Origin of the sequence: Neptuniibacter marinus (assembly GCF_001597725.1) — a bacterium.
GTDB classification, from domain to species: Bacteria; Pseudomonadota; Gammaproteobacteria; order Pseudomonadales; family Balneatricaceae; genus Neptuniibacter; species Neptuniibacter marinus.
This window is the reverse complement of record NZ_LUTR01000003.1, coordinates 17,548-37,400: the sequence shown is the minus strand read 5'-3', so window position 1 is coordinate 37,400 and position 19,853 is coordinate 17,548. Positions and strand designations below refer to the sequence as shown.

Genomic DNA, 19,853 nt, shown 5'->3' with positions numbered 1-19,853 from the left:
AAAGAGGAGAATGTTATGACAATTAACCCAAATGCTGACTGGCTAAAACTCTGCAATAAAAGCGACTTAGTACCTAACACAGGTGTTGCTGCATTGTATGAAGATCAGCAAATCGCTATTTTTTATATTCCTGGATATGAAGATGAAGTATTTGCAATCGGTAACCAAGATCCCTTTAGCGGTGCAAATATATTAGCCCGCGGTTTAATCGGAGATATCAAAGGTGAACCGATGGTGGCATCACCTTTATATAAACAGCACTTTTCCTTAAATACGGGGAGCTGCTTTGAGGATTCAAACACTCAAGTGCCCGTATGGCCAGTACGTTTAAAAGGTGAAAACGTCGAGATCATAGCCGCATAACGAGAACCGACTTCCGCGAGGAATAGCTTACACAGTAATGTGTAAGTGCGCTCTAAAATGACGTATACCCATACTTTTAGAGCACCATCCAATGTCGTTACATTGGTTTTTTACCGCAGGCAACCCCTGCGGTTTTTTTATAAGAAATAGATAACACATGGAAAATATTCTGTGTTATTTCTCCCTCACTCCATAAGCTCTTCGCAACCTCGCACCATAAAAGCAAACCAACGCACAATCACTACTTTTCAATCACATCGATAATCTGCACCTGCATGAATAACACTTAAAAATAGTTACATAAGCTGTTTAAAAAGCGGCACACGCGCTTGTCATGCTTTTAATTACCCCACCTATCATTTCTTAGATGATGACAATTGTCATATCAAAATGAGAAGCATTATCATTAAAATGGGTGGTTACTGTGGGTGAATGTTTAGGATCCACCCATTTTTATCGCCGCCATTTAGGAGAAAACATCTCATGAAGCTACCGCTCCCCAACAGGAGAAAGTGTACCATCCAAAATCATCGATGGAGATACCCTGTTACAACCTTAGCTTTCGCAATTGCCTGCACAAGCGCGGCACAGGCAGATGAGACAAAGTCTCACCACTCCTCCCAAAACACTCCAATCGAACTCGAATCGATCCTTGTAACAGGCACCCCCGATAAGGACGAAGAAAAGAAAGATGAAGTCTATACCGAAAACGTCACCAGTGTTTACCAAGATCGCGAACAACTACAACGTTTTAAAGCGACTAACCCTAGCGATGTATTCAAAGGCATGAACGGTGTGTACAGCATGGACTCTCGAAGTAGTCAGTCCATTACGCCTAATATCCGCGGTATAACGGGTGAAGGTCGAACCCCTTTAACCATTGATGGCACTGAACAATCCACCAACGTCTTCTTGCATATGTTTGGTTCGGGTAATCGTAGTTATGTTGATCCAGCTTTGTTTCGCAGCATTGAAGTGGAAAAAGGCCCTTCGCTAAGTCGAGGCATAAAAAGTGGTGTAGGTGGTGCCGTAAATATCCGGACTATTGAAGCGAACGACATTATTCCTGAAGGGGAAAGCTGGGGAATAGAAACGAACATCGAGACATCCGGTAATACTAGCGCCACACGCTTTAATGCCGAATCGTTCTACGGCAAAGATTATCGAGACATTCCTGGAGCAAGCCGATTAGGGCAAATGGGTATCGAAGTCCCCTACCCTGAACAGCGCTACAAGGGTAGCAGTGAACACTTAAATTTTGATGACCATTCCGAAATGTTAACTATTGCTGGGCGTAATGAATTTACCGACATTTTGATCTCACGAAGTGAGCGGACTACCGGAAATTATTACGCAGGTGACAATAATGCAGACCGATACTCAGGGTATGATTCTTTCGATACAACAACAACCGATAGATATATTCCAAATTTAATTAAATTGTACCCTTCTGGAAGTGAAGTTTTTAATACCGCTAGTAAAGTGGATACGACACTGATTAAAAATCACTGGTATTTGCCCAATGAGCAAAAAATTGGTTTGCAGTTTATGCGTACTAATACAATTTTTGGGGAAACTGTCCCTGGTGACTCCATCCTCTATTGGGGATATAGAGAGGCGGCAGAACAAAGCCAACCCGATGTTGATTGGTCTCAATACCAATTTGTGTTTGAAAAACCTCATTCAGAACTAGTAACGGAAAACTACAAGCTCAGTTACGATTTTAAACCGGAAGGCTCAAAATGGTTGAACCTAGAAACCAGCCTTTGGCATACCACAACAGAAGGGGAGCGCTATCAAAGTGGTGTAAACCCCTTTGGTTACTCCGTTGATGAAGATACGCAACAAGCACTTGATGATTATGATTTTAACGTAGAATCCTTCCCAGAATTTGCTGACTGGTTTGTCGAACCAGAACACGACGGCACCATTATTCGTCAAGGACGACAATGGACTCAACATGACCGAACTGGTTTTGATTTCAGCAATCAGATTCAGCTGAGCGATCGCCTACAGCTGATTTTAGGTGGTAGCTATCAGAAGGAAAAACTCAACGAACAGGTACAAACCAGCAATGCAGCCGCTAATGGTATTGCATTAGGCGGCGCAGATCTGCATATAACCAGTGAACTTTTTGGTCCTCGTTCAGGTGAACGTAAAGAATATTCGGCGATGTTTAACCTCGCTTGGCAGCCCACTGATTGGCTTACTTTGACTGCCGGAACACGCTATCTAAATTACACAGGTAAGGATACTGGAACGGCTAAACGTCGTAATGAAGGTAATGACTTTTATGCCGCAGAGCAACGTAAAGACGGTGTGGAGCTGACATGGGGCGAGCCTTTAACTGTTGAAGAGGTCGATGAATACACTAATATGCTGCAGACCTACGGAGTTAATAGTCCTGAATTTTCAGAGTATCTTGATGGACGTCAACTTGGACATGCTAAATATAACAGTTGGAGTTATCCCGTTTGGGAGAAAACGGCATTTGTACCTTATAAAGATGGCAAGCTTGATTCCTCACAAAACCCTTTCGCCAATGGCGAAATCGATACAGCACTTCTTTATGACAAAGTGATAGAGGCCCAAGGGGCTAATAGCGGAGAATATGAGATAAAGAATATCCCGGGAGTTCTCGCTGGCTCAGACACGGTTGTTTACCAAGATCTTGATGCTGGCCAAGCTTGGGAAGCCCCTGAGGAGCAGTCTGGTGATGCCTTTAGCCCAGTGTTCAGTGTTACTGCTCGAATCACTCCACACAGCACAGGTTTTTTACGTTATGCACAAACCACCCGCTTCCCTAGTGTTAATGAATTAACGTCTAGCGCTGTTATTGATGGTGCTGGAACCATAGGGACATTAGCCATCAATGGGGCTAGCAAACCAGAGCGCAGCATTAACTGGGAGCTAGGTTATTCCCATGACCTGACTCAATTCTTCCCCAATATGTATATGGCGGATGTACGTTTGAGTTATTACAACACCAAAATCAAGGACTTTATTGATCGTGACGACCAATATGATGTTATCCAGTTTGATGAAAAAAAGACCAGCGGTTTAGAGCTCCAGTCACGTTTCGATACAGGCCGTTATTTCGGTAGCCTAGGAGTGACCTATCGGCTAGAGCAAAAACTTTGTGATAAAGATTATGCCTCTGGCCTAGACCTTTTCTACAATCGTATTCCTGAATGTATGACGGGCGGCTTCCCAGGTACCTACAGCGGTAGCAGTTTGCAACCCAAATATTCTATTAATATGGGGTTGGGTGCTCGTTTTTTAAGTAATCAATTAGAGCTCGGTTGGCGCGGTGTCTATCACGCCGGTGCTGAAAATAAACAACTGGATCAGCTTTTGTCCTCAGAAAACCCCGATGATTGGGGGTTAGGTGAATCCGTCAGCGATGCATGGTTCAGTAATGGTGTTGATACTTTCTATTGGCGCTCTATGTTACTGCATGATCTTTATGTCAACTACAACGTAAATAATTCTGTGGCCTTAAACCTAGGCATCACCAATATTACGGATGAATATTATCTCGATCCTATGGCTAAAACCCTATTGCCGGGTCCTGGTCGTACAGTGACAGCAGGATTAAAGGTGAAATTCTAATAGTCTATTTAACGATTTTTGCTGGTTTTTATAAAAACTAGTTTTTACTAATCTAAATATGAGGAAGTGAAAATGAGAAAATCAACATTAGCTTTGGCTGTTATGGCAATACTGAGTAGTAATGCTGTAATAGCTGCATCACCGAATGTGCAGGGTGGTAGCTCTAATGACTTATTAGTTGATCCCTATGCATCAAATCATTCGGTATTTGGTGGTGGCGACTCAGGTCTAGAACTTAATAGTTATGGCACCGCTATCGATGTAGCTAGTGGTCCAATTAATGGTTCTAATAATGCAATTACTGATCATGGAAATGGTGCCATTATGACACCGGGTGATTTAGGAATGCTTAATTTGCCAATTAATATTGCTCAGGTATGGAAAGATACTGAAACAGTGACAGGAGGCAGTAACGATGCCAACTTTGTGGTTAACAGTGTGCGACAAATTACCAAACTGTCGTTTGCTCCGCAATTTGGTGGTTTGGTAATTGGCCAAGTGGCGGATGCCAGTGGTGATCCGTTAGCAGCAGAGAGTGGTGTTTATTTTGGTGAATGGGCTCCGGCCGTTGATTCTCCAGACGCTGACAGCTATGACCTGAATATGACCAGCGCTGATCGTACTGTTTGGTACGTAGGTGATGATGCAGTTAAAAACGATGAAATGCCAACGTTGGATGATGTCGAATATGGTGTGGTTGGCATCAGCCAAACAGGTACAAATTCATCTGGTGTAACCTTGGATGGTGGACTACCTGACAGCGTGAATCTATATAAAGGTACATTGACTGCCAACTACTGTAGTGGCTGTAGCGGTAATGAACTCACTGGTAGCATTAGCCGTACTGTAGGTGCGACAACTCAAACCATTGACTTTGATGCTACTACCACGACTATCAATAGCGACGGTACCTTTGGAAATTCAGCTGCAACTAACACTATCGAAGGTCGTTTCTATAACGATGCAGAAGCGCTAGCGGGTATGTACACCAATGGTACTTATGATGATACAGCCTTCGGCGGTAGCAAAGTCAGCGGTACTATTACGCCTTAATATTTGACCACTCTCCACTGGGTGCAACCAGTGAAAAGCGTCAAATTGAGCGATTCTGGAAGGTTCTCTTTTCGTATCGTTTTAGAGGCAACACCCCAAGAGGCCAGTTCGCTGGCCTCTATTCTATTACGTCACTCTTTAAAATGGAAAAAATTCTATGACGTTCCGTTTCAGATCGGTGTGGCTACTGATATCTGTTTATCTTATCGTGCCTTTTGTGCAAGCGGATGAGGACGATACCCGTTTCCTACAAGAAGAAACCCATCGCATTATTGAACAGCAAGGCCAACATGAGGAAGAATTGGCCGCCCCTCCGGGGACTTTGATGTACCAAGGTAAACATTATCAAGTGCCTTCAACTCGAGATTCATTAGAGCCAGCGATTTACATCGCTATCAACAGCAATCAGTGGACGTTATTACCGGATTTTATTCAACGTTATCAGCAGTTACCTGATCACCGTCCTGCCTTGGTGGCCATGGCAGAAAGTTTGTTGGCACGTTTTCATAATGATTATTCGCTAGCGCTACAGCGAATGGAATACGCTAATAATTTGGAACCAGAAGACGCTCGAATTTTATTGGAGTTGGCGCGGCTATGGTTTGAAGACTATCAAGAAAAACGAGCGCTAGAAGGTTTTGAAAAGGCATTAAATGCCGGCTTGCCACCTCAAGCTCAAATGCTGGTTCAGCAATACAAACAAGCAATCGATATGCGTGATGATTGGCACGGCAGTGCGGCGTTTGGTTTTGGTTACAACAATAATATTAACCAGGCAAACGGCTATTACACCTGTTTAAGCAGTTTTGCAGGGATTTGTTTGTTTGAACGTCAAATGCCAGAAGCCATTGAATCGAACATGATCAATTATGAGCTGGCGTTTCAACGCCGTTTTAATGTCTCTGGTAATCATAATGTGGCGTTTAAACCGATGAGCTACGGGAGTTATTATCCCACTAAAAATCCTTCTGATACCGCCACGATTCAGGATTACAGTACTAACTTAACGCGTTTGCAGTTGGGCTACCAGTATTTGGATGCTAAAGACACTATCAGCCTAACGCCTTACCTTGAACATTATTACCGTAATGACAGTAGTCACTATCTTGCTCATGGTCTTAAAATGGGGTGGCAACATTCATTAAATCAACAATGGCAAGTAGGCACTGGCTTAGATGCCAAACGTTATGAATACACAACAGAGGGACAGCGCAGCGGGGCAGATTATGATTCGTATCAATGGGATTTTACTGCTGCCTATATGCCTAACCGAAGTACTAGCGTGTATGGTGGTTTGACACTTGATCGAAATAAATACGATGTAGATCAGGCCAGTAGTAAAAGTTGGTCAGTACGTGCTGGGGTATATCATGCTTTCTCCGGTCCTGCTGGATTATTCGTCAATGCCCAGACGATTTATCGTGATAGCAAGAACGACGCACATGATTTTTTCCTAGGTGAAAGACGTCACGATAAACAACAGATATATATCCTAAGCACAGGTGCCAAAGGCTGGGAGTTTGCAGAGTTAAGTCCAGAGCTAAGAATACGCCATAGTATTAATCAGAGTAATTTAGATTGGGCTTTTGGCTTTAAACAAACAGAAGTGAGTCTTCTGTTACGTCATATTTTTTAAATAACTAAAACACAATCAATTGAGATTAGATATTATTCACATTACAATCGTTATGAAAATGATTATTATTTGCATTGATATTGGGGTCACTCATGGAAGGTTTAGCCAAAACTAACTTATTTCGTATATTAGAAACAGACAACCTTCAAGCATTAACCCACGGTGCTCGTAGGCCAGTTATACAACGTGGTGAACATGTCTTTCATCAGGGCGACAAGCTGGATCATTATTATCTTTTGCAATCAGGCTGTATCCGCCTGTACAGACTCGGTCACGAAGGACATGAAAAAGTCTACCAAGAAATCAGTGAAGGCACTATATTTGCTGAAACGGTTGCATTTCAAAAGGATAAACTCGCACCACTCTCAGCGGTGGCTGTCCGAAAAAGCAAACTTCTCCAGCTAGATAGCCTCAAGCTTCTTAAACTCTTTGAAAAAAGCCCTGATTTCGCATTAACCATTGCGGCCAATATGGCGGATAACCTTTACTCTGCTGTTAGTCGTATTGACCAACTTACTGTCAACAAGTCGGCGCAACGACTTGTTATGTTTCTAGCTGAACTCTACCAAACTCAGAATACGCGTTGGCTAAAACTACCTTTCACTCAAGGCATCTTAGCCCGGCAACTAAACATTGAACCTGAAACACTTTCCCGAATGTTAACAAAATTCCGCGATGCAGGCTGCCTGAGTGTTAAAGGTAAAGACTGCGTTATATTAGAACCAGATCAGCTTTGTTCAATGGTTAGCCTTCCTTCAACCACATTAAGTAGCAATAAAATAGGAAGCGCCTCTTCTGATTTACTCCGCTGCTGTGGTATTCGTTAATTATCCACAAAGGTGATCGCCCATTGTGTAACGCTTTCTCACTTTAAGAAAATTACCTCACACTCATAGAATCAGTCTTTAATAAACTTATTGCTTAGAGCTTATGCACATAAGAAATTAGCGCACTCCTCTCCCGATCGCATGCAGATCACAACGACAAAAAATCAAGACTAAGCCTTATTCAGATAAGGGAGGGAGAATACCCACAACCCCAACACCTTCGACACACAAGGTGAACAAACTTTTCTAATATTCCGCTTGCCATTTAAACATGCAGCATCGTTTTGGCTAAAATAACAATCAGTATCATATGCGCAAAAACACTATAGTGCGTCAGTCGAAAACGACGAGAGGTCATGTTATTACACAGCGATGCTCTGATTGCGGTTATAAAATGAATTAAAACACTGATAGCAAGGATTATCTTGATAGTAAGTAATGTGGAAAAAGCACTGGAGAACGGAGGATACCAACTATGCCAATAAATCCTCCCCAACAAACCAATACCTGAAATAAACAGCAGAACAACAACGAAAGGCATAAACTTACGTGCCCGAGTATGAATACCTGCTTCAACTAATTCCATCATACTATCAGGTAAATGTGTACGGATTGGCTCCAGAAAAAGAACCTCGAATGCAACCACTCCAATAAATAGGATAGCGCAGCTAAGGTGGATAATTAACAGAATAGGGTATTCCATAAATACTTTTTTGACTCCTTGAAAATTAAAAAATCAATTACTTAAAGATAAGTATTATCCGCACTACGACCTTATATAATAATGACTATTATCAACAAAGTTCAGATAAAAGGTGGCTACAAAAAGGATAGAAAGTTAATTGACTAAAGGTAATTAAGAGGGGTCTTCTTAAACAATTCCTATAGGTAAGACCTTAGGTGCGAGCTATAAATAACGGCTTTGGGAGTGCATACAAATTTATTATTCTAGCAACCTAAGTTGACTAGTTAAGGGCTCAGGCTAGATAAGTAACGGCCAAGTTGACCTACCCATTTATATCAAATTTCCCCTTGAATCGCATGGGTAATTTTCTAGATTAAACCGCACCCACATAGATAAAGTAGACTTTCCCCCCCGAAAATAAAATTACTTTTATTTTAATAATTTATCAAACAGCCAACTTACGGTTAATTAAGTATTACCTTTTTTCAAGGTACTAAGCTACTACAGCTAAACCGCCTAGTATAAAAGCGCTGAACTAGCTTTTCTTACAACTTATTCCACTCTAATTTGAAGACAACTACACTTATCTATCACATAAGCGCAGCTCTAAGTTCAAGATGATTGGGATTCGTTCTTTACTGCTTCTAAGTTATGGCCCATTTTAAAAAGCAGCATATCTTTATCCAATGGTTTTAGCATTACCTCATGTACACCCTGCTTCATCGCTTCTTTAGCATTTTGAGTGTCACCCGGTTTAGCCAAGACCATAATCCGAGTATGACTCATTTCAGGATCTTGCTTGATCTGATCAATAACAAATAACGCACTCATATCTGGCAATGTTAAATCAAGCAGTATGATATCCGGTTTCCAGTTTTTTAATAACTTCATAGTATGAACCGCACTACCTGATACTTGCGCTTTATATCCCGCACCCTCCAAGATCATCTTAATCTTATCTCGCTCTTCAACCTCATCTTCCAACAGAAGGATATTACTATCGTCAAATACAATCGGATTATCTTTCTCCGCTTCTAAACTGGCTTTTTTCTGCTTAGCGACTTCCGTAACTGTGTTTAACTTACTTTTCACCTGTCCATTGGCACCCTGTTGATGCACACCCACTTCCTGTAAATGCTCTTTAGCATGGGTATCAATAAGGCTACTAATATTTTGACGTGACTGCTCCGTCATATTGCCATCATCAATTATTTTATCCTTCATATGCTTCATTGAGTATGAGACAAGTTCCATTAATTTGGCATAGTTAGCTTCATTAAGATCCGCTATTTCACTATCACAGTTAATGATCTGATCAAAATACCCACATAGATTTTCAACACTACAATCCCCCGATCCCAACAGACCTCTATCATCTCTTTCCGTCATCTCACGGCGAATAAATCGTAAACGAAGTAACAAATGGTAGGGATCATAAAGAGGTCGAATAATAAAATAATCGTCGAACACATCTTTATTACAGATGCCGAACGCATCTTTCAGCTCCTCTCGGCTACAAAAAACAATTTTTTTAAAAATAATCTTATCTACATCCTGTTTAGCGCTGAGAAGATGTAGATAAAACACTTCATTGTTTTGAATACCGTCAAGGCCCAATAAAAGAACATCGATCTGATGTTTGGCAATAAGCCGTATAGCTTCCTCTTCAGTAGAAGCAGTATAAAAACGTGGAAAATGTCTTTTAACCATATTGCAAAGAGACTGGATCTCTTTTGTTGACTGAATGATTAAAAGAACAGAAAACCGTTTCCCTGAACTCATCTACTGATACCTCTAGCAGCGCACACGTCAAATTTATTATAGTTTACTATAATTAAAATAATTTTCTTTAAAATCACCGAATTAAGTTCATTTCTAGATCAAAATAATTAACAAACCGTATCTAAAACAAACTCAACACCTTGGCTCGTGACAATGAAAGTTGTCTCCCCTCCCTTTTCTACCTCTTCAGCCATGTTAACCAACTCATAAAAAACATTACGATGTATCAACCCTTTTATGCCAAAACGCACATGAATATAAGGTGAAGGCTCCCCCGTTTCAAGACTGTGCTCAATCCATAACTGATGCGCCTTACCTAACGTCACTTTATCATCCGTCAAACTGGTAAAGACTAATTCAGGCCCTTTATCTCCTTCCTTTTTTTCAACCGCGACAAACAGAAAAGGGGCATCATCAACTTTAATTCCAACCTTCTCAACTGGAGTTTTTAAGAAATACCTTCCCTCTTCCATCCATAATACTTGTGAAAAAAGCTTAACCATCGCTGGACGGCCAATCGGCGTACCCATATAAAACCAGCGACCATCACGGGTAATACGCATATCAATATCACCACAAAACGCTGGGTCCCAACGTTCTAAAGGGGGGATGCCGTCAGAAGACTCCTCAATAGTTTTACTTACTTTTGCTAAATTAAAATTAGTTTCGGACAAACGCCTACCCCATTACAAAATTGGCTATTAAATTTACTCATCACTATCAGAGAAAATTTCATACGCTCAGCTAACTACATGAAAATAATTAATTGTTAGAATAGCCTACAATTAAAGCTTAGTAATAAAAGTAAAAAATACCATGAAACAGGATCTAAGAAGCAAATTTGCTGACAACAGTCGCGGAGTTTATCTCTTTGGCACCACTCCACCTAAAGCAACAACGACTGACGATGCTGCATCAGAGATCGCTGACAAGCTGCTCGGTCGCCTTCAGAATGTGGAGTTTGACGGCCTGATTGTTTATGACATTCAGGATGAAAGTAGCCGAATAGATATCCCTAGACCTTTCCCATATATGCGCACTTTAGATCCTCTCGCCTATTCTAAGCTGTTACGTGAAAAATCTGAAAAGCCAATTATCACTTATAAAAGTGTCTCTCAACGGGATAAACAGACATTTATTGAGTGGCTTGATAGCGCATGGAATGCCTACGGTGTTCGCGATACGGTATTGGTCGGCAGCCCCTCATCCGAAGGAGATATACAGCTCAGTTTAAATGATGCTTACGCCGCTATCGCAAAGCACCCTGCTGACTTTCAACTCGGTGGCGTTACCATTGCAGAACGTCATGCAGTCAAACACAATGAACATGAGCGCTTAATTAGTAAATCAGCGAATGGCTGCGAATTTTTCGTCTCTCAAGCGGTTTACAATGCCCAAGCTACTATTGATATGTTAAGCAGCTACGCACGTAAATGCCGCCAAGATGGCATTACACCTAAACGGGTTATTCTTACCTTCACTCCCTGCGGCAGCAGTAAAACATTAGAGTTTATGGAGTGGCTTGGCATTTCAGTCCCCGAGGCTACTAAATTTCGTATTATTGATGCGGAAAACCCACTACAAGAATCTACGCAAATTTGCCGTAATAATTTAGAGCAAATTTTAGAAGCGGTCATTCCACTCAATATTTCCATTGGTCTAAATATTGAGAGCTTAACTAACCGAAAAGAGGAGATTGATGCGTCTATACGTTTATTTAAACTCCTTAAGTCTATAGTGGATTTGAAGCTCGCTGAAGCGAACCTATAACCTCCCTCCACTCTCTCATCATGGCTGTTTTGTTTATCTTTTAATCTAAATAAAACAGCCCCATACCAACTCGTTATTCCCTCTTTATTTTCTCTCACAGCTATAAAATGGTGATTTTTTCAGCATCCCTCTGATGAACAGCAAGAATAGTTTGTTGCATTTTTAACGCTTGAAAAAAAAGCACGCCTAAGATATTTTGACGATTCGTCAACAATAATGAATCAAATTAAATGAGCAGCAAAAGCATTAATAATTGCGTATTAAAAGCACGCGAAGAAGAGATAATGGATACCGCCTTAGAGATCATTACAGCTCAAGGGATTGCTGGCCTAACGATTGATAAGGTGGCAGCTAAAATCCCCTATTCAAAAGGCACCATCTATAATCACTTTACTTGCAAAGAAGACTTGCTTACGGGCTTATGCAATAGAAGCGTTGAAAATTTATACAATCTCTTTTATCACGCCGCTTCATTTGATGGCTGTAGCCGTGAAAAAATTCTCGCTATAGGTTACGCCTATATGCTGCATGCGCTACTAAATCCTACCGAATTTATGCTAGTTATTTCGGCCAAGACCCCATCAATAGGTGAGAAATCGTCTGAAAAGCGTCGCGAAGAACATCTGCACCTTGAAGGCAAACTCCTTGAAAATATTCTACATGTAATATCAGAAGGCTTGACGAGTGGCGATTTTAAACTGCAAAGTCATCTAAGCCCCGCACAAGTGGCCTTTGCTCTCTGGTCGATGTGTTTTGGCACTATTGTTCTACTCCATGAATCCCTCGATAGATGCAGCGTTAGAACAGAGATGGAGCTAGAACGAGAGTTGATTAATCACGCTAACTTGATGCTTGATGGCTTGAACTGGAAACCTTATACCCAAGAGCATGACTGGGCTGGAACTCTTAAAAAATATAAAACCGAACTGTTTGCAGATGAAGTACGGCAATTAAAGCGACTACAAAACAAATAATAAAACGGTCTTTATATCGTTTTTATGGCATTAAAAATGACGAAACGTCACTTTTAAGTATTCAACCAACTTATAAAGTTGCCAATAGAGCAACATAATCCCTTGGAAAGGGTTCTGGAGAAGGAAAATGAAAGACCGTCTTTTCCGATTTGTGCTGGATCATCCAGTCTGGGTCATCTTAATTACTATAGTGTTTGTATTTGGCTCCGCTTATGGTGCTAAAAACTTAGTGTTTAAAAGCGATTACCGTGTATTTTTTAGTGAGGAAAATCCTCAACTAACAGCATTCGAGTCGATGCAAAAAATTTATAGTAAGAGTGATAATGTAGCATTTATTATTTCTCCCAATGATGGCGAAGTATTTACACCCAAAACACTTAAAGCGATTCAAGAACTCACTACCGAATCCTGGCAAGTACCCTTTTCCACGCGCGTAGATTCAATTACTAACTTCCAACATACATGGTCTGAAGAAGACGATATGTTTGTAGAAGATTTAGTTTTAGATGCTGACACCCTAACAAACGCAGATATGCCCCGTTTAAAAGAGATCGCAATTAACGAGCCTCTTTTACTGCATAAAATCATCTCACCTAAAAGCAATGTAAGCGTGGTGAATGTCACTGTACAACTACCCGGCATTAATCCAGTAGAAGAGATCCCACATGTAGTTTCTAAAATACGTGAGATAAAAACTCAATTTATTGAGAAAAACCCAGACATTACCGTTCACTTATCCGGCATGGTGATGATGAATAATAGCTTTGCTGAATCATCATTAAGCGACAACGCTATACTCGTACCGATTATGTTTGGCGTCGTCCTGTTAGGTATGATTTTTTTACTCCGTACCTTCAGCGGTACATTTGCCACTGTTGTCATCATCATTTTTACTATTGTTTCAACCATGGGATTAGCGGGACACACAGGCTTTTTCTTAACCGGTCCCTCTTCCACAACCCCCATAATGGTCCTCACTTTAGCCGTTGCCGATTGCATCCATATATTAACGACAATGTTTTATGAGATGCGCCAAGGGGTAGAGAAAAAACAAGCCATTCGAGACAGCCTTCGTATTAACTTCCAACCTATCTTCCTCACCAGTGTCACTACTGCTATAGGTTTCTTAAGCTTAAACTTTTCAGACTCACCACCGTTTAGAGACTTAGGAAATATGGTGGCTGCAGGCGTTATGTTGGCATTTATCTTCTCCATCACTTTGTTCCCAGCTATGTTAAGTTTATTGCCCCTTAAGGTTAAGGCAACCAAGGAAGGTAAGCTGGATTTCATGCACAAACTCGCAGGCTTTGTTGTTAACAACCGTAAAATACTGCTACCCAGCATGTCCGTTATTATGATCACTGTGATCCTATTTATGCCGCAAAACACACTCAACGATGACTTTGTTAAATACTTTGATACCAGTGTCCCATTTAGGCAAGCAACTGACTATATGCAGGAAAACCTGTCAGGTATGTCAACAATGGAAATCTCTATTGAGACAGGAGAATCAAGCGGTATAAACGATCCTAAGTTTCTTCGATCGGTCGGCGACTTAACCGAATGGCTGCGTACACAGCCTGAAACTGACCATGTCAGCTCTCTATCGGACATTATTAAACGCCTAAATAAAAATATGCATAGTGATGATCAAAACTTCTACGCCCTACCCGATGATCGTGAACTTTCTGCGCAATATTTACTTTTATATGAAATGTCACTGCCCTACGGCTTAGATCTCAACAATCAACTTAATGTGGATAAGTCATCCACGCGTGTTATCGCAACATTTCGCAATCTAACCAGTACTGAACAAATTGAAATTGAGGAGCGCATATATGCTTGGTTCAAAGCCCATGCCCCGACTTACCAAGTCGATATTGCCAGCCCCAATTTAATGTTCGCTCATATTGGACAGCGTAATATTAAAAGCATGTTATTAGGTACAACCGTTGCCCTGATCTTAATATCGCTTATTCTAGGTTTTGCGTTAAGGTCGGTTAAATTTGGATTGATTAGCCTTATTCCCAATATTGCGCCCGCCGCTATGGGCTTTGGTATCTGGTATTTTATTGATGGCCAAATCGGCTTAGCTTTATCTGTTGTCGCGGGTATGACCTTAGGGATCATTGTCGATGATACGGTACATTTCCTAAGCAAATACCTACATGCACGCCGTGAGCGTAACAAAGACCCTAAAGCCGCCGTAGAATATGCCTTTGCCAGTGTTGGCCGCGCATTATGGATCACCACATTTGTGCTGGTTGCTGGCTTTATGGTACTCGCCCAATCTAGTTTTAAATTAAATGCAGATATGGGTCTACTCACAGCCATTACTATTCTTATTGCCTTAATTGTCGATTTCTTATTTCTACCAGCGCTATTAATGAAACTGGATAAAAGCGACATCTCAACCACTGAAAATAATAGCAACCCTGCTGAAGGAGAACACAATGACTCTGTTAAAAAAATCGCTTAATTCAATCCTCGTATTAGGCCTAATAACGGCACCATTGATCGCTTCAGCGGAAACGCCTGAAGAGAAAGGCACGCGCATCGCCGTGGAAGCAAAAGCAAGCGATAAAGGCTGGCAAGATATGCAAGCCAGCATGAATATGATCCTTCGCAACAAACAGGGACAGGAAAGCGTTCGAGATATTCGCCTAAAATCATTAGAAATGGAGAATGATGGTGATAAAAGCCTATCAGTTTTTGATAAACCTAGGGATGTAAAAGGAACAGCATTCCTCAGTTTCTCTCACGCCATCGGTGCTGATGACCAGTGGTTATATCTACCTAAACTAAAACGGGTTAAACGTATCGCTTCTCGGAACAAGTCAGGTCCATTTATGGGTTCGGAATTTTCATACGAAGATTTATCCTCATTCGAAGTAGAAAAGTACACTTATAATTTTTTACGTGATGAGGCCTGCGAAGGGGGTACATGTTATGTGGTTGAACAGTTCCCTGTTGATAAAAATTCCGGTTATACCCGCCGTATCGCTTGGTTAGATCAAGCAGAATACCGCCCTTGGAAAATTGAGTTTTTTGATCGTAAAAATTCACTATTAAAAACACTCACTTACCATGAGTACAATGAGTACGAAGGTAAGCATTGGCGTCCGAACCTAATGAAAATGGTTAACCACCAATCAGGTAAAAGCACAGATCTAACCTATAGCGACTACCTATTTAAAGCCGGTTTAGATGATAACGATTTCAATAAAAACACCCTTAAACGGGCACGTTAATATGAACAGTAAGCGATTACTGCTAACCGCAGGGCTGTTAACAGCCCTGCCTACTCAAGCAGAAACCTTTTATGAGATGTCAGGTAAAGTGAGTGCTGAAGCACGTTACTTTTCCCAAGATGCCCAGTTCCAACATCAGGACTATAGCTCAAACTTATCTTTCTCAGTGGAGCCTGAATTTTATTGGGAATGGAATGATGGCATAGACAGTCTAACCTTCACCCCCTATCTGCGTGTCGATGGAAACGATAACGAACGGACCCACGGTGATATCCGTGAACTGAGCTGGATCCATATCGGTGAAGATTGGGAACTACGTATCGGTCTACGCAAAGTATTTTGGGGGGTAACCGAGTTTCAGCATCTGGTTGATGTTATTAACCAAACCGATAGCGTAGAAGATTTTGATGGCGAAGATAAACTAGGCCAACAGATGATCAACCTCTCTCTTGTTCGAGATTGGGGTATAGTCGATCTTTATCTTTTACCCGGCTTTAGAGAAAGAACCTTTTCCGGTGAAGATGGAAGATTGCGTTCAGGGCTTGTGGTCAATAGGGGTCAGGCCAGCTATGAATCTTCGGCGGGCGAACATCATTTAGATACCGCTATACGTTGGAGCCATACCTTAGGTGACTTTGATCTTGGAGCTTACTGGTTTCATGGTACTAACCGTGATCCAAAGCTTCTACTTAAGAATAGTAATGGCAACACCTACTTAGCACCTTACTATGAACAGATGGACCAAATAGGGTTTGATCTGCAAGCGACCATAGATAGTTGGTTATGGAAACTAGAAACCATTAACCGCGATACTAATAGCGAAAACTACTGGGCCGCCCAAGGTGGATTTGAGTATACCTTTTATGGCATTCAAGAAAGTGTCGCAGATCTCGGCGTATTAATGGAATATGGTTGGGATGAGCGTGGAGAAGATGCTGACGCCGCAGTTCAAAACGATCTCTTTCTGGGCGCCCGATTAACACTCAACGATGCAAGTAGCACAGAGATGCTGGCAGGCCTAAGCCACGACATTGATTATCACAGCGATAGTCTCATTATTGAAGCAAGCCGACGCTATGGTGACAACTGGAAACTCAGTTTAGATGGGCGTTTTTTTAGTAGCAACGATCCTATGGATCTAAGCTATAGCATTAAGCAAGATGATCATCTGCAATTAACGGTTGAACGTTACTTTTAATAACAGCCTGCCATGCTTACTCTGAAGCGGCGGTTTCATTCAGAAGCCGCTGCTCTAGTTTATCTAATGTTAACAGATCATCTTGGAGTTTTTTATACTTAGCTGGCGCCCAAATAATCTGTTGATTCTCTCTGTCTAACTCATACTGGGCGTTATATAGGAAGTCCATACCTAGTAAACCATGGCTACCGCCTGAATTCCCTTGATAATCGATAACCGCCGCAGACACATGGGGTATTTGATAGGGTCCTATATCGACACGATCAAAGTTCACCCGTTGGGTTTGCACAATACTTCCATTAGCTACTCGTGCAGCACCCGCCTCAATAAACTGTGCCCCTAGAGAACCTATTGCTGATTTATGTACAACCGTAAATGATGCACCCGTATCCATAACTAAATTCAGAGTGACTGAGCGAGCACCATAAACAAATTTAATCGGTAGCTGAATACGGTTCGAATGGAACGTAAAAGGCGTCACCCACTTTTTGATCGCGTCTTGTATCTTAGAGCGCTCAGCATTTACCTTTATCTGTAACTGTTTACGATCCCGTTCTCTAGACAGTTGCTGTAACGCTTGGCTAGAAAGTCGATCTTTTACCTCGTCTCGGGCGTCTAATTGGTCCCTATATTTTGCAGGCACTTTTGATAACCGGTCCACATAAACATTGCGTCCAGAATCATCTTTGTACTGATAGATTTTTGCTTCGCCAAACGTAGGTATAAATAAAAGTAAAAGCAAGACAGACCGTTTATACAATAGGCCAAACATTCAATCTACCTCGCTGTAATTTAAAACATACGTCACGGCGTTATGAGAAGAAATGTGAAAGTCCATTAAGCATAAATAAAACCACTACAGCCATAAACAACAAAGCAAAACGTAGCGCGATACACCGAGTACATATTTTTTTCTTCGCCATATTAGCCACCTGCTAACTTAACGGTAAAACCCTCTTTTTCCAAAACGGTTTTTAGTTTTTCTCGATGATCACCTTGGATCTCTATAACACTATCCTTCAATGCACCGCCGGTACCACAGACTTTTTTAAGTTTTTTCGCTAAGGCTTTTAGCTCCACATCCGCCAAGGGAACCCCTGTAATTGTGGTAACTCCTTTGCCTTTCCTACCTGAGGTTTCACGGCGAAGACGAACAATACCATCCAAACTGTCTAAACGTTGCTGATCGTTTAATGAGGCACAAATACACGCATCTACCGCCTCAGAACAGCCTGGGCACAGATCACCTTTTTCTGTTGAATATACCAAACCACTCAACTGATCTTTTAACGATGCCACGCCATTTTCCTTATCATTATTAAAAGCCCATTATAGGATAGTTACTCGTTTCGCACTAACCCGCTTTAATATAGTTACTAGCTTAAACCACCAATCTGACGGGCCAAATAGGTCGCATAATTGTCAGTCATGCCACTAATAAAATCTAACGCTCGCATATAAGCTTGATAGAGAGGAAGCTCCGGTTTTGGCGCATGTATACCCATCAAGCTGATAATCCTCTCACTACGATAACTAAGTTTCTCACCATCTAAGTGATGATTGTCATAAACCGCATGACAAAATGCTTCAAGTAGAATACCTAAAGTCGTGTAAGCCCCAACTTCAAGCTCAGCTTTTCGCGTATCTGGAAACACGCGTTCTTTTGCTAAGGCTTTAGCGATATAAAGACCATCACGGACATCAGGGTCTCCATCACTCAGTAATTCACCTTGATACTCACCACGCATAATCTGTTGCTGATTATCCATATAAGCCTGCACTGCAGAAGAGACCATAAACTCCATCGCTTTGCCTCTTAAGGCAGAGATTTTACGTCGCGCAGATGCTTGAGAGGTAAAAATCTCATCATCAAATGAGGTATCCCCACAAAGCTGAAGAAGTATGGGTTTAATCTCATTAAAACTCAGTATATTAAGTTCTATCGCATCTTCTAGATCTACAATGGCATAACAAATATCATCAGCCGCTTCCATTAAGTAAGCTAAGGGGTGACGACACCAACGGTTTTCCCCTAAAGATACTAAACCTAATTCACGGCCTAACTTATTCAATATTTCTAGCTCAGTTAAGTAGGCACTAAACTTCCCTTTTGAGCCAGAATATTGAGCACTCCACGGATATTTGAGCAAAGCCCCCAAGGTTGGATAGGTTAACCGCAAACCGCCATCGAACAGATGATTCTCAATTCTAGTTACAACCCTTAACCCTTGCGCATTGCCTTCAAAGGTCATCAGATCTAGTCGCTCCTCTTGGCTTAAACTCTTGAGTAGTTCACTATCACCACGACGCTTAAACCAATCCCTTATTGCATACTCACCCGCATGACCAAAAGGTGGATTACCAATATCATGGGCAAGACAGGCTGACTGTACAATCATGCCAATATCATAAGCGGTGGCCCATTCGGGTAACTGATCCTGAATCTGCTCACCGACACGGATGCCTAAACTTCGCCCTAAACTGCCCACCTCAATAGAGTGGGTCAAACGTGTATGAATATGATCATTCAAAGCCATTGGATGCACTTGTGTTTTACGTCCTAAGCGCCGAAAAGCACTGGAGAAAATAATGCGATCATGATCTTTGTGGAAATGACTACGACCGATCTCCTCATCGGCAAGCTCCGCATGTCCATAACGTTTAGTTGTTAATAGACGTGGCCATTGCATCTCCATGCACAA

General features: G+C 41.5%; 16 protein-coding genes. 10 read left to right on the top strand and 6 right to left on the bottom strand.

Features of this window, described 5'->3' with window-relative positions:
- The first annotated feature begins 15 nt into the window (after positions 1-15).
- The 5 genes from nirD (at position 16) to A3774_RS03855 (ending at position 7,491) form a co-directional block, all read left to right on the top strand.
- Positions 16-363, top strand: a complete 348-nt coding sequence (gene nirD, locus A3774_RS03875; RefSeq protein ID WP_067863430.1) for a nitrite reductase small subunit NirD — start codon at positions 16-18, stop codon at positions 361-363.
- Positions 364-846: 483 nt separating this feature from the next.
- Positions 847-3,975 (top strand): TonB-dependent receptor domain-containing protein, encoded by a 3,129-nt coding sequence (locus tag A3774_RS03870; RefSeq protein ID WP_067863427.1) that lies wholly within the window; start codon positions 847-849, stop codon positions 3,973-3,975.
- A gap of 72 nt (positions 3,976-4,047) precedes the next feature.
- On the top strand, positions 4,048-5,028 hold the full coding sequence (locus A3774_RS03865; protein ID WP_067863425.1) for a HupA family protein: 981 nt from the start codon (positions 4,048-4,050) through the stop codon (positions 5,026-5,028).
- 157 nt (positions 5,029-5,185) lie between these two features.
- The gene (locus tag A3774_RS03860) at positions 5,186-6,664 is read left to right on the top strand and encodes a surface lipoprotein assembly modifier (RefSeq protein ID WP_067863422.1); all 1,479 of its coding nucleotides are present in this window, start codon (positions 5,186-5,188) and stop codon (positions 6,662-6,664) included.
- Positions 6,665-6,756: 92 nt separating this feature from the next.
- Positions 6,757-7,491 (top strand): Crp/Fnr family transcriptional regulator, encoded by a 735-nt coding sequence (locus A3774_RS03855; RefSeq protein WP_067863419.1) that lies wholly within the window; start codon positions 6,757-6,759, stop codon positions 7,489-7,491.
- Between the two features lie 265 nt (positions 7,492-7,756).
- Here the strand turns inward: A3774_RS03855 and A3774_RS03850 are convergent, their stop codons facing one another.
- From A3774_RS03850 to A3774_RS03840, 3 genes are all read right to left on the bottom strand, one after another.
- Positions 7,757-8,194 (bottom strand): CopD family copper resistance protein, encoded by a 438-nt coding sequence (locus tag A3774_RS03850; protein WP_067863416.1) that lies wholly within the window; start codon positions 8,192-8,194, stop codon positions 7,757-7,759.
- Positions 8,195-8,788: 594 nt separating this feature from the next.
- Positions 8,789-9,958 carry a response regulator gene (locus A3774_RS03845; protein ID WP_067863413.1) on the bottom strand — a complete coding sequence of 390 codons (1,170 nt, stop codon included), beginning with the start codon at positions 9,956-9,958 and terminating at the stop codon, positions 8,789-8,791.
- A gap of 107 nt (positions 9,959-10,065) precedes the next feature.
- Entirely contained in the window at positions 10,066-10,632 is a 567-nt protein-coding gene (locus tag A3774_RS03840; RefSeq protein WP_067863411.1) for a DUF1285 domain-containing protein, read from the bottom strand.
- Between the two features lie 142 nt (positions 10,633-10,774).
- Here A3774_RS03840 and A3774_RS03835 point away from each other — a divergent pair, with 142 nt between their 5' ends.
- The 5 genes from A3774_RS03835 (at position 10,775) to A3774_RS03815 (ending at position 17,151) form a co-directional block, all read left to right on the top strand.
- Positions 10,775-11,728 (top strand): methylenetetrahydrofolate reductase, encoded by a 954-nt coding sequence (locus A3774_RS03835; RefSeq protein ID WP_067863408.1) that lies wholly within the window; start codon positions 10,775-10,777, stop codon positions 11,726-11,728.
- Between the two features lie 230 nt (positions 11,729-11,958).
- Positions 11,959-12,702 (top strand): TetR/AcrR family transcriptional regulator, encoded by a 744-nt coding sequence (locus tag A3774_RS03830; RefSeq protein ID WP_067863405.1) that lies wholly within the window; start codon positions 11,959-11,961, stop codon positions 12,700-12,702.
- Between the two features lie 127 nt (positions 12,703-12,829).
- Positions 12,830-15,181, top strand: a complete 2,352-nt coding sequence (locus A3774_RS03825) for an efflux RND transporter permease subunit (protein ID WP_067863402.1) — start codon at positions 12,830-12,832, stop codon at positions 15,179-15,181.
- The gene (locus tag A3774_RS03820) at positions 15,156-15,953 is read left to right on the top strand and encodes an outer membrane lipoprotein-sorting protein (protein ID WP_067863399.1); all 798 of its coding nucleotides are present in this window, start codon (positions 15,156-15,158) and stop codon (positions 15,951-15,953) included. The genes A3774_RS03825 and A3774_RS03820 overlap by 26 nt, the downstream gene beginning before the upstream one ends.
- Position 15,954: 1 nt before the next feature.
- The gene (locus A3774_RS03815) at positions 15,955-17,151 is read left to right on the top strand and encodes a hypothetical protein (RefSeq protein WP_067863397.1); all 1,197 of its coding nucleotides are present in this window, start codon (positions 15,955-15,957) and stop codon (positions 17,149-17,151) included.
- Between the two features lie 16 nt (positions 17,152-17,167).
- Here the strand turns inward: A3774_RS03815 and A3774_RS03810 are convergent, their stop codons facing one another.
- The 3 genes from A3774_RS03810 to A3774_RS03800 all read right to left on the bottom strand — a co-directional run bounded on the left by A3774_RS03810 (position 17,168) and on the right by A3774_RS03800 (position 19,847).
- Positions 17,168-17,923 (bottom strand): retropepsin-like aspartic protease, encoded by a 756-nt coding sequence (locus A3774_RS03810; RefSeq protein ID WP_067863394.1) that lies wholly within the window; start codon positions 17,921-17,923, stop codon positions 17,168-17,170.
- 152 nt (positions 17,924-18,075) lie between these two features.
- Positions 18,076-18,450 carry a translation initiation factor Sui1 gene (locus A3774_RS03805; protein WP_067863392.1) on the bottom strand — a complete coding sequence of 125 codons (375 nt, stop codon included), beginning with the start codon at positions 18,448-18,450 and terminating at the stop codon, positions 18,076-18,078.
- Positions 18,451-18,527: 77 nt separating this feature from the next.
- Positions 18,528-19,847, bottom strand: a complete 1,320-nt coding sequence (locus A3774_RS03800; protein WP_067863389.1) for a deoxyguanosinetriphosphate triphosphohydrolase — start codon at positions 19,845-19,847, stop codon at positions 18,528-18,530.
- Positions 19,848-19,853 lie beyond the last annotated feature (6 nt).

What these genes read in the sequence shown, in the direction of transcription:
- A3774_RS03820 (WP_067863399.1), top strand. Translation starts at nt 15,156, where the DNA reads ATGACTCTGTTAAAAAAATCGCTTAATTCAATCCTCGTATTAGGCCTA.
- A3774_RS03830 (WP_067863405.1), top strand. Translation starts at nt 11,959, where the DNA reads ATGAGCAGCAAAAGCATTAATAATTGCGTATTAAAAGCACGCGAAGAA.
- A3774_RS03870 (WP_067863427.1), top strand. Translation starts at nt 847, where the DNA reads ATGAAGCTACCGCTCCCCAACAGGAGAAAGTGTACCATCCAAAATCAT.
- A3774_RS03815 (WP_067863397.1), top strand. Translation starts at nt 15,955, where the DNA reads ATGAACAGTAAGCGATTACTGCTAACCGCAGGGCTGTTAACAGCCCTG.
- A3774_RS03850 (WP_067863416.1), bottom strand. Translation starts at nt 8,194, where the DNA reads ATGGAATACCCTATTCTGTTAATTATCCACCTTAGCTGCGCTATCCTA.
- nirD (WP_067863430.1), top strand. Translation starts at nt 16, where the DNA reads ATGACAATTAACCCAAATGCTGACTGGCTAAAACTCTGCAATAAAAGC.
- A3774_RS03835 (WP_067863408.1), top strand. Translation starts at nt 10,775, where the DNA reads ATGAAACAGGATCTAAGAAGCAAATTTGCTGACAACAGTCGCGGAGTT.
- A3774_RS03845 (WP_067863413.1), bottom strand. Translation starts at nt 9,958, where the DNA reads ATGAGTTCAGGGAAACGGTTTTCTGTTCTTTTAATCATTCAGTCAACA.
- A3774_RS03860 (WP_067863422.1), top strand. Translation starts at nt 5,186, where the DNA reads ATGACGTTCCGTTTCAGATCGGTGTGGCTACTGATATCTGTTTATCTT.
- A3774_RS03855 (WP_067863419.1), top strand. Translation starts at nt 6,757, where the DNA reads ATGGAAGGTTTAGCCAAAACTAACTTATTTCGTATATTAGAAACAGAC.
- A3774_RS03800 (WP_067863389.1), bottom strand. Translation starts at nt 19,847, where the DNA reads ATGGAGATGCAATGGCCACGTCTATTAACAACTAAACGTTATGGACAT.
- A3774_RS03810 (WP_067863394.1), bottom strand. Translation starts at nt 17,923, where the DNA reads ATGTTTGGCCTATTGTATAAACGGTCTGTCTTGCTTTTACTTTTATTT.
- A3774_RS03865 (WP_067863425.1), top strand. Translation starts at nt 4,048, where the DNA reads ATGAGAAAATCAACATTAGCTTTGGCTGTTATGGCAATACTGAGTAGT.
- A3774_RS03825 (WP_067863402.1), top strand. Translation starts at nt 12,830, where the DNA reads ATGAAAGACCGTCTTTTCCGATTTGTGCTGGATCATCCAGTCTGGGTC.